Below are 6,608 nucleotides of genomic sequence, written 5' to 3'. Positions count from 1 at the left end.
CGATCACCCTTCGGGCCTCGCAATCCTCGCGCGGCGAAGGGTGTTAAACGCGCTTAGTCCCGAATGATCTGGGAGATATACGCTTTACCTTGCAGCGGTTTATGGATTTCTACGGTCGCATTCCAGGTTGCTGGAGCGCCAGGTTGCTGCGCCTTGGACTGGAAGCGATAGTTCTTGCCAGCGACGACCTGAGTCGAAACCGTCTCAGGCGTGTACTGCACCCCCACAAAGCCTTGCAGGGCTTCATTGAATACATCCCGGTCTTCTTGGGTCAGTTTTTGGTAAGCGGTCCATTCGCCAACGTTTTTTTCCTGAGCTGACATACTATAAATCTCCCTATTCAAGTTCCTACTCGTCTGGCTTTTCGGAAGTCGCCCCGTCTATTGAATGGTTTCCGGAATCCATTTCCTGAGCGCCTTCCCAAGCAGCGACGTTCTGGTCGCAGAGCTGACACTGGGGAATACACCGCTGTGTGGCGCTTTAGTCCGGTAAGATCAGTTACAGGCCCGTATAAATGCTCGGGCGTTTGGCGATGCAGGTTACTCTGCGCTTGGCGCATTCGACTTGATGGCATTAAGCTATCAGGCTCGAAGGGAATGTCTGTAGGCCTTTGGCGGTAACAGGTGTCAGGTATCGACCCCTGATGAATGCTTTAATCTCGGATCCCGCCATTTCCAATCCAGGCGGCGCTCAATCTGGAATAGCCCTCGACAGGAGGAACGACATGCTCAATGCAAGCAAAACCCCGCTGGTGATCGCAGCTGGCCCACTGGTTACCGTGGGCCTCGTCTTTGCCGTGGTTGGCCTGTCGGGCCAGCCTGCATTCGGCTACACCGCCGTGGGCCTTCTGATTCCCGGTGTCGTGTTGCTGGTAACTGCATTCTGCTCAAAAAAACGACGCGGCTGAGTGCACGTTGCTCGGTTTTCGCTGAACGGCATCACCTGTGCCCACCGAACATCATGTTCAGCGCAAACAACTCAAACACAGCCACGAACACGCAGAATGCGACAAAACCGCGGGTAAATACGCGGCGAGGCTTCCAGTTTGGCGAATGGTAATTGCCGAGCGCGGCGAGCAGGTCAAACACAATTTCAAGTAACCACATCGACAATCATCCTTATGCATGTCGGTAAAAACGTCATCGCCCTGCAACGTGAGGGGCGTGCGTGCCCGTGCTCTGGTCAGCGGCGTGGGCACGATGTTGTCGCCCATCGCGCACCATGGCAACCCAAGACATTCCAGTCCTTTCTGAGGTGGCATTGAGCCATTGTTACGGATCGTGTCTCTCCTGCAAGGATGTATCTGATGTCAAAATCAATTCGGTCGATCGCGGTTGCAGTGGCGATGGCTTTGGGCCTTTGTGCACCCGCGGTGGCTCAGGACAAGTTGTTCAAGGACTTTGCCTACGACTCGCCTCAAAAGGCCTATACCGAGGCCAAGGGCTTCTATGATTGCACTGACGATGTCGGCGCCACCGCAATGTGCAAGGACGATGTCGATTTTATCGGCCAGAAATTCACCCTCGCGCTGGTATTTTCCAACGCCAAGCTCATAACGGTCTCGCTGGTGAGCAGCTTTGATCAGCACCTGTATGCCTCTGCCGTCGCTGCATTGGGGCAGTCGTTCGTGCTCGCGGCAATGTCCGATGGCAAGACGCAACTGGATCTTTTTGAGCTCAAGGGGCGATCGTCAAGCAAAGAAGACTTTGTCGCAAAGGTCGCCAGTTATGAGCACTCCGGTACTGACTCGGGTGACTTTACCTATACCTTTTTCGAAGGTATCGATAGCAGCAAAGCCCACTCGAACATGGGCGAGATGCTGACGACGTCGGCTACGAACTTGCGTTGTGCCGAGTTGATGCTGACCGGTCAGGATGCAAACACCGGCGTGGTGGTCCGCTTCTCGTTCCCTAACCTCGAAGTGGCCAAGGTCCAGGCGGCGGCTCAGAAGCCGGTGGAAGCATTTTGATCGACGTCAGAACGTCGGTGGGGTAATCACCCAGATCACCACCGCATCCACCTCGCCAGGGTTGCCGTATTTGTGCGGCTCCTGGCTGGAAAAGCTGAAACTGTCGCCTTCGCTCAGGGTGAAATGACGCTCACCCACCCACAGCTCGAAACTGCCTGACAACACGTAGCCGGCTTCCTCGCCCTCGTGGCTGTAGCTCTGCTGGCTGTAGGTGCCCGGCGGGAAGCGCGAATGGAGCATCTCCAGATCACGATTGGGTTGCGGCGTGAGCAACTGGTCGACGATGCCGTCTTCGTAATGCACGCTCATGGTGATGAGCTGGAGGAGCGCTTCAACGCCTGGGCAAGTCGCTAGGGCTCGCGGCGCTCGTGCGCTGAAAAACAGTTAACATGCCGCCACCCTCCAGCGCCTGCGGAACCTGCCTGATGAGCGACGACAACGATCTTCATGAGCCCGAGCACGACCACTTGCTCGATCCGGAATTTTACGACGAGTACGTGACCGCCGAGGTCGAGGCCCAGCCGATGTTCGACGATGCACACGAGGAGGACGATGCGTCGGGCATGCTGGATGACGATGATGAGTAGGTGTTCGCTGTTTTGCCATGCGTAGCATTGGCGACACACCCGGTGGCGTGCCTGCTCTTTCAGGCTCAGCTGGCCTGGCGGCACAGCGCCGGGCGCCAAAACCAGACCGCCCCGATAGGCGAAGCCTCGGGGCAGTCGGTTGTTGCGTCAACGCAGGGTGTTACGGTTTCGAATTCAGCTTGCGCAGTTCTTCATAGGTTGCCGACTGCACGAACCAGAAACCGGAGATGATGCACCAGGTCAGGGTACCGACCACCAGGGTACCCAGGCCGGCCATGAAGCTCTGGCCGAACATGAACAGGCCAGAAATCCAGATCACAGCCAGCGCTACGTACAAAACCACATTGTTGACGCTGATAACAAAATCTTTCACGAGTAGTCCTTCCCGAGTAATTGTCCACTGTTGCCGACATCATTGGTAACAGGCCGCTATCATATTGATATTGCGGAAACAATTCCATCTGGAAGGCGCTGCAGCTTGGTGTCGCTGGCTGGCAACGCGGCTAGCGGAACCGAGGCAACGGACGCTCCAGGCTGATCGACGTCAGGGATTTTTTCACCAGGACTTCATCGGCTTCAACCGCCTTGAGGGTATCGCGAATCTTGCCGGCCACAGGCACATCGCCCTGGCGGTCGATCCAGTCGGCAATTTCCTTGCAGGCCACGGTCAGGCGGTCCTGGCGATGGTTGATCAGGGTCAGCAGGGTGGTGATCTCTTTGTCGGACATGGTGCATTCCTCCCGTCGGCGAACTAAGTGTAGCAGCCCGCCGCGAAACGTCTCGGCAGGCACTCAGTCGTGTTTGCCGCGCACGATACGCCCGTCCTTGATCTCGTCGGCATAGGCCTTGAGCTTGTCCGAATCGCGATACAGGCGATTCATGAGGTGCAGCACCGCCACCACGTCCACATCCTTGATGCGTTCGGCCAGCTTGCCGATTTCACCGGCAGTGCGCTCCAGGTTGGTAGCAACCAGTTTCAGGTCGCGCTTGAGTTCTGCAGAAGACTTCTTGATACCCATGGGTGCTGATCACCTTCAAAAGCGCCAGTCTAACAGGCGCGCAATCGTCTCAGCGCTTGAAGGTCTTGAGAAACCACTCATCAAGCATGGCTTTCTCGGCGTAAAGCCTATCGCTGCTGGCCTGACGGCCGGGGCGCTGCAGGTAGAACTTGTCGTCTACGCGTACATCGGCCTGACGCACTACCTGGCCCTGCTCGCTGAGCACATAATGAAGCGCGACGCTTGGCCAGGTGATATCGCGCATGTAGCGTACCGAGTAGGTGTTGGCATGCCATGGCTCGTAGCGGCCGGCCAGGTCGATATCGCGAATGTCGATGCGTAGGGTCTGGCCAGGGGCGAGGTAGCGGGTACCCAGCTTCATCAGGTGCTGGCTGAGCTGCTTGATGACGTAGGCATCGGCACCTCGTTCGTACCCGTTGCTGTCCAGGCTGGCGTCGCGAAAGTGCTCGGGCTGCACGAATTGCACCTGCACCGCAGGGTTGTCGGTCGGCTGTGCCACGCTGTTGCAGGCCAGCAGGCCAAGGGTGGCAATCGCCAGTGCAGGGCGCATGATTCACCTCCCGATGCAGCGCGATACATCATCATTGTACGCCTGTAGCGGGGGCACCGGTGAGGGGAGGTCGAGCATGAACAGTGTACGGCAGGTAGGCGCGAACCCTTGCGGACGCGACCTTGCGGTGGGCGACGTGCATGGGCATTTTCGGCGCCTGCAACAGGCGCTGGATGCCATCGGCTTCGATCCAGCCGCCGATCGCCTGTTCAGTGTTGGCGACCTGGTCGACCGCGGCCCCGACAGCGAACAGGCCTTGGCCTGGCTGGAGCAGCCCTGGTTTCATGCGGTGCAGGGCAACCATGAGGCCCTGGCAATCGCCCATGTGCGTGGCCAATGGCTGGACCATGGGCTGTATCGCGCCAGTGGCGGCGGCTGGTTTCTTGACCTGCAGGCACAGCGCCAGGCGCAGTTCGCAGCAGCGTTCGAAAAAATGCCGCTGGCGCTGCAACTGGAAACTGGCGAGGGCCCGATCGGCCTGTTGCATGCCGACTGCCGTTCGCGCACTGGCAGCTGTTGTGCGAGCACTTGAAGCAAGCGCCAGCAGCCGACATTCAAGAGGTTTGCCAATGGTCACGACGACGCTTGCAACAGGAGGACAAGCAGGGTGTGGGTGGTTTGCGAGCGTTGGTGGTTGGGCATACCCCACTGCGTGAGGTACGCGTACTGGGCAATGTCTGGCACATCGACACCGCTGGCTGGGCCAGTGGTCATTTCAGCCTGCTGGACCTGACCCATCTCACATTGGCCAACGTACTCTAGATGAACCACCACGGTGCACCATTGGGCCTGGTCGGGCGCTGCCGGATCAGGCGCATGGCATACCAGAGCAGGGTCAGGCCCACCATGGCCATCCCCGCGCAGAACAAAAGATTCAGGGTAATCGCGGCATAAAAGTCGTCCGGGCTATCACGCAATGTGTAGGTCACCTGCCGTATCGGACGGAGCCGGTCATTGATCAGGCCCGGCACGCTGCCGAGGGACAGGAAATACAGATTCATCGCCACCAGCACTGCGGCGAGCATGAGCAGCAAGGCGCCCAGCGCCAGGAGCATTGTCATCGGCGCTGGCCCACTGGGTCGCGTTCGAACATGTTGGCCTCCCTGGCTGGCATCGGCAAAGCGCGCGATCATACGCTACTTGACGCGTACCGGCAGTGCCACGAGACTTATCGATCACGCCGCCGGAGCCAGCCATGGACCTCACCACCCTCGCGATATTCATCCCCGCCTGCTTCGCGCTGAACATGGCGCCGGGGCCCAACAACCTGCTGTCGCTCAATAACGCCAGCCGCTATGGCCTGCGTACCGCGTGCGTGGCCGGCGCCGGACGCCTGCTGGCATTTGCCGGCATGATCGTGCTGGCCGCGATGGGCCTGGCGGTGGTGCTGCACACCAGTGAGTACCTGTTCCTGCTGGTGAAGGTATTGGGTGCGGGCTACCTGTTCTACATTGCCTGGCAGTTGTGGCGGGCACCGGTCGGTGAGGCCGCGCAGGCCGGTGGGCGCAGCCAGGGTACCTTGCGTCTGGCGCGTCAGGAGTTCCTGGTAGCCGCCGGCAACCCGAAGGCGATCCTTATCTTTACCGCATTCCTGCCGCAGTTCGTCAGTGTCTCCAGCCCCACGCCGGTAGGCGAGCAGTTCGCCTGGCTGGGCGCTCTGTTCCTGCTGCTGGAGTGGGTGGCGATTGCGCTTTACGGATGGCTGGGTGCCTATATGCAGCGCTGGTTCAGCCAACCCGGGCCGCGTCGGCTGTTCAATCGCGTCAGCGCCACGCTGCTCAGCGCTGCCGGTGCGGGGTTGCTGGCAGCACGACGAGCTTAGCCTCACCAACTGATGCGCAAGCCAAGATTGCCGCCCACCGTTTGCTGTTGGCGGCTGTCGAGGTTGGCGCTGTAGCTGATCCCTCCATACACCGCCACGTCAACGCTCAGTTGTGCGCTCAGGCCGACGCCGACATCCATCCAGGTACTGGCCTGGTCGGTCTTGATCGGCTCACCGCCGTCGAACCTCAGGCTGTCGTGCCCGCCGAAGCTGCGCCACAGGTTACTGCGCAGGTAAGGTTGCAGCGGCACGCTGCCGACCATATGCTTACCCGTCACGCGCGCGCCGAGGCGACCGGTCCAGTTGGTCTGGCTGTTCTGGCTGACGTTGGAGATGCCATCGTTGCGGGTATCAAGATCGACGTTCTGCACAATCAGTTGCACTTGCGGTTCGACCGCCCAGCGACTGCCCAGTGCCAGCGGGTACCCTGTTTCCACCGAGGCGGTGAGGGCGTGTCCATCGAGGTCGAGCTTGACCCCGCGATCCGAGCGGGCCCGGCCATCCAGGCCGGTGTACTGCATTACCGTATCCAGGTACCACTGCTGCGGGCCGATCAGCGTCCAATAGGCGCCCACACTCTCGCCATGCAGGCTGACATCGCCTACCGGGTTGTCTGCAAAGCCCAGCGCAAAACCTTTGATGTCGCCTTTGAGGCGGGCGC

The 6,608-nt window shown here is 59.7% G+C and carries 12 protein-coding genes and 2 pseudogenes; 5 read left to right on the top strand and 9 right to left on the bottom strand.

Annotated elements, in window-relative coordinates; all coding sequences use genetic code 11:
• Nucleotides 1–53: 53 nt before the first annotated feature.
• Nucleotides 54–323, bottom strand: coding sequence for a hypothetical protein (locus tag G3436_RS09840; RefSeq protein ID WP_163944141.1), 270 nt, complete (start codon nt 321–323; stop codon nt 54–56).
• Nucleotides 324–724: 401 nt separating this feature from the next.
• Between G3436_RS09840 and G3436_RS09835 the strand changes: the two genes are divergently transcribed.
• Nucleotides 725–907, top strand: coding sequence for a hypothetical protein (locus tag G3436_RS09835; RefSeq protein ID WP_163944138.1), 183 nt, complete (start codon nt 725–727; stop codon nt 905–907).
• A gap of 31 nt (nt 908–938) precedes the next feature.
• Here G3436_RS09835 and G3436_RS09830 read toward each other — a convergent pair whose 3' ends face one another.
• On the bottom strand, nt 939–1,106 hold the full coding sequence (locus tag G3436_RS09830; protein WP_163944111.1) for a hypothetical protein: 168 nt from the start codon (nt 1,104–1,106) through the stop codon (nt 939–941).
• A 200-nt stretch (nt 1,107–1,306) separates the two neighbouring features.
• Here G3436_RS09830 and G3436_RS09825 point away from each other — a divergent pair, with 200 nt between their 5' ends.
• Nucleotides 1,307–1,969 carry a hypothetical protein gene (locus tag G3436_RS09825; protein ID WP_163944135.1) on the top strand — a complete coding sequence of 221 codons (663 nt, stop codon included), beginning with the start codon at nt 1,307–1,309 and terminating at the stop codon, nt 1,967–1,969.
• A 6-nt stretch (nt 1,970–1,975) separates the two neighbouring features.
• On the opposite strand, the pseudogene G3436_RS09820 reads toward G3436_RS09825, so the two are convergent.
• Nucleotides 1,976–2,278 (bottom strand): annotated as a pseudogene (locus tag G3436_RS09820) (cupin domain-containing protein); the annotation flags it as partial.
• Nucleotides 2,279–2,358: 80 nt separating this feature from the next.
• Between G3436_RS09820 and G3436_RS09815 the strand changes: the two are divergent.
• Nucleotides 2,359–2,556, top strand: a complete 198-nt coding sequence (locus G3436_RS09815; RefSeq protein WP_163944108.1) for a hypothetical protein — start codon at nt 2,359–2,361, stop codon at nt 2,554–2,556.
• Nucleotides 2,557–2,716: 160 nt separating this feature from the next.
• On the opposite strand, the gene G3436_RS09810 is transcribed toward G3436_RS09815, so the two are convergent.
• The 4 genes from G3436_RS09810 to G3436_RS09795 all read right to left on the bottom strand — a co-directional run bounded on the left by G3436_RS09810 (nt 2,717) and on the right by G3436_RS09795 (nt 4,125).
• Nucleotides 2,717–2,929 (bottom strand): hypothetical protein, encoded by a 213-nt coding sequence (locus G3436_RS09810; protein ID WP_163944132.1) that lies wholly within the window; start codon nt 2,927–2,929, stop codon nt 2,717–2,719.
• 130 nt (nt 2,930–3,059) lie between these two features.
• A complete protein-coding gene (locus G3436_RS09805) occupies nt 3,060–3,284 on the bottom strand; it encodes a hypothetical protein (protein WP_163944129.1) in 225 nt (74 codons plus the stop codon).
• Between the two features lie 63 nt (nt 3,285–3,347).
• Nucleotides 3,348–3,575 (bottom strand): hypothetical protein, encoded by a 228-nt coding sequence (locus G3436_RS09800; protein WP_163944126.1) that lies wholly within the window; start codon nt 3,573–3,575, stop codon nt 3,348–3,350.
• A 49-nt stretch (nt 3,576–3,624) separates the two neighbouring features.
• Nucleotides 3,625–4,125, bottom strand: a complete 501-nt coding sequence (locus tag G3436_RS09795; protein WP_163944123.1) for a DUF3016 domain-containing protein — start codon at nt 4,123–4,125, stop codon at nt 3,625–3,627.
• Between the two features lie 76 nt (nt 4,126–4,201).
• On the opposite strand from G3436_RS09795, the pseudogene G3436_RS09790 reads away from it, so the two are divergent.
• Nucleotides 4,202–4,887 (top strand): annotated as a pseudogene (locus tag G3436_RS09790) (metallophosphoesterase).
• On the opposite strand, the gene G3436_RS09785 reads toward G3436_RS09790, so the two are convergent.
• On the bottom strand, nt 4,884–5,180 hold the full coding sequence (locus G3436_RS09785) for a hypothetical protein (RefSeq protein WP_163944120.1): 297 nt from the start codon (nt 5,178–5,180) through the stop codon (nt 4,884–4,886). The pseudogene G3436_RS09790 and the gene G3436_RS09785 sit on opposite strands and share 4 nt — an antisense overlap.
• 140 nt (nt 5,181–5,320) lie before the next feature.
• Here G3436_RS09785 and G3436_RS09780 point away from each other — a divergent pair, with 140 nt between their 5' ends.
• Complete coding sequence (locus G3436_RS09780; RefSeq protein WP_163944117.1) at nt 5,321–5,947, top strand: LysE family translocator; 627 nt, start codon at nt 5,321–5,323, stop codon at nt 5,945–5,947.
• Nucleotides 5,948–5,949: 2 nt separating this feature from the next.
• On the opposite strand, the gene G3436_RS09775 is transcribed toward G3436_RS09780, so the two are convergent.
• Nucleotides 5,950–6,608: autotransporter domain-containing protein (locus tag G3436_RS09775; RefSeq protein ID WP_163944114.1), on the bottom strand; the 659-nt coding region annotated here is incomplete at its 5' end.

It is taken from the genome of Pseudomonas brassicae, from assembly GCF_010671725.1.
GTDB lineage: Bacteria > Pseudomonadota > Gammaproteobacteria > Pseudomonadales > Pseudomonadaceae > Aquipseudomonas > Aquipseudomonas brassicae.
The sequence above is the reverse complement of the archived record's forward strand: the minus strand, read 5'-3'. Positions and strand labels throughout refer to the sequence as shown.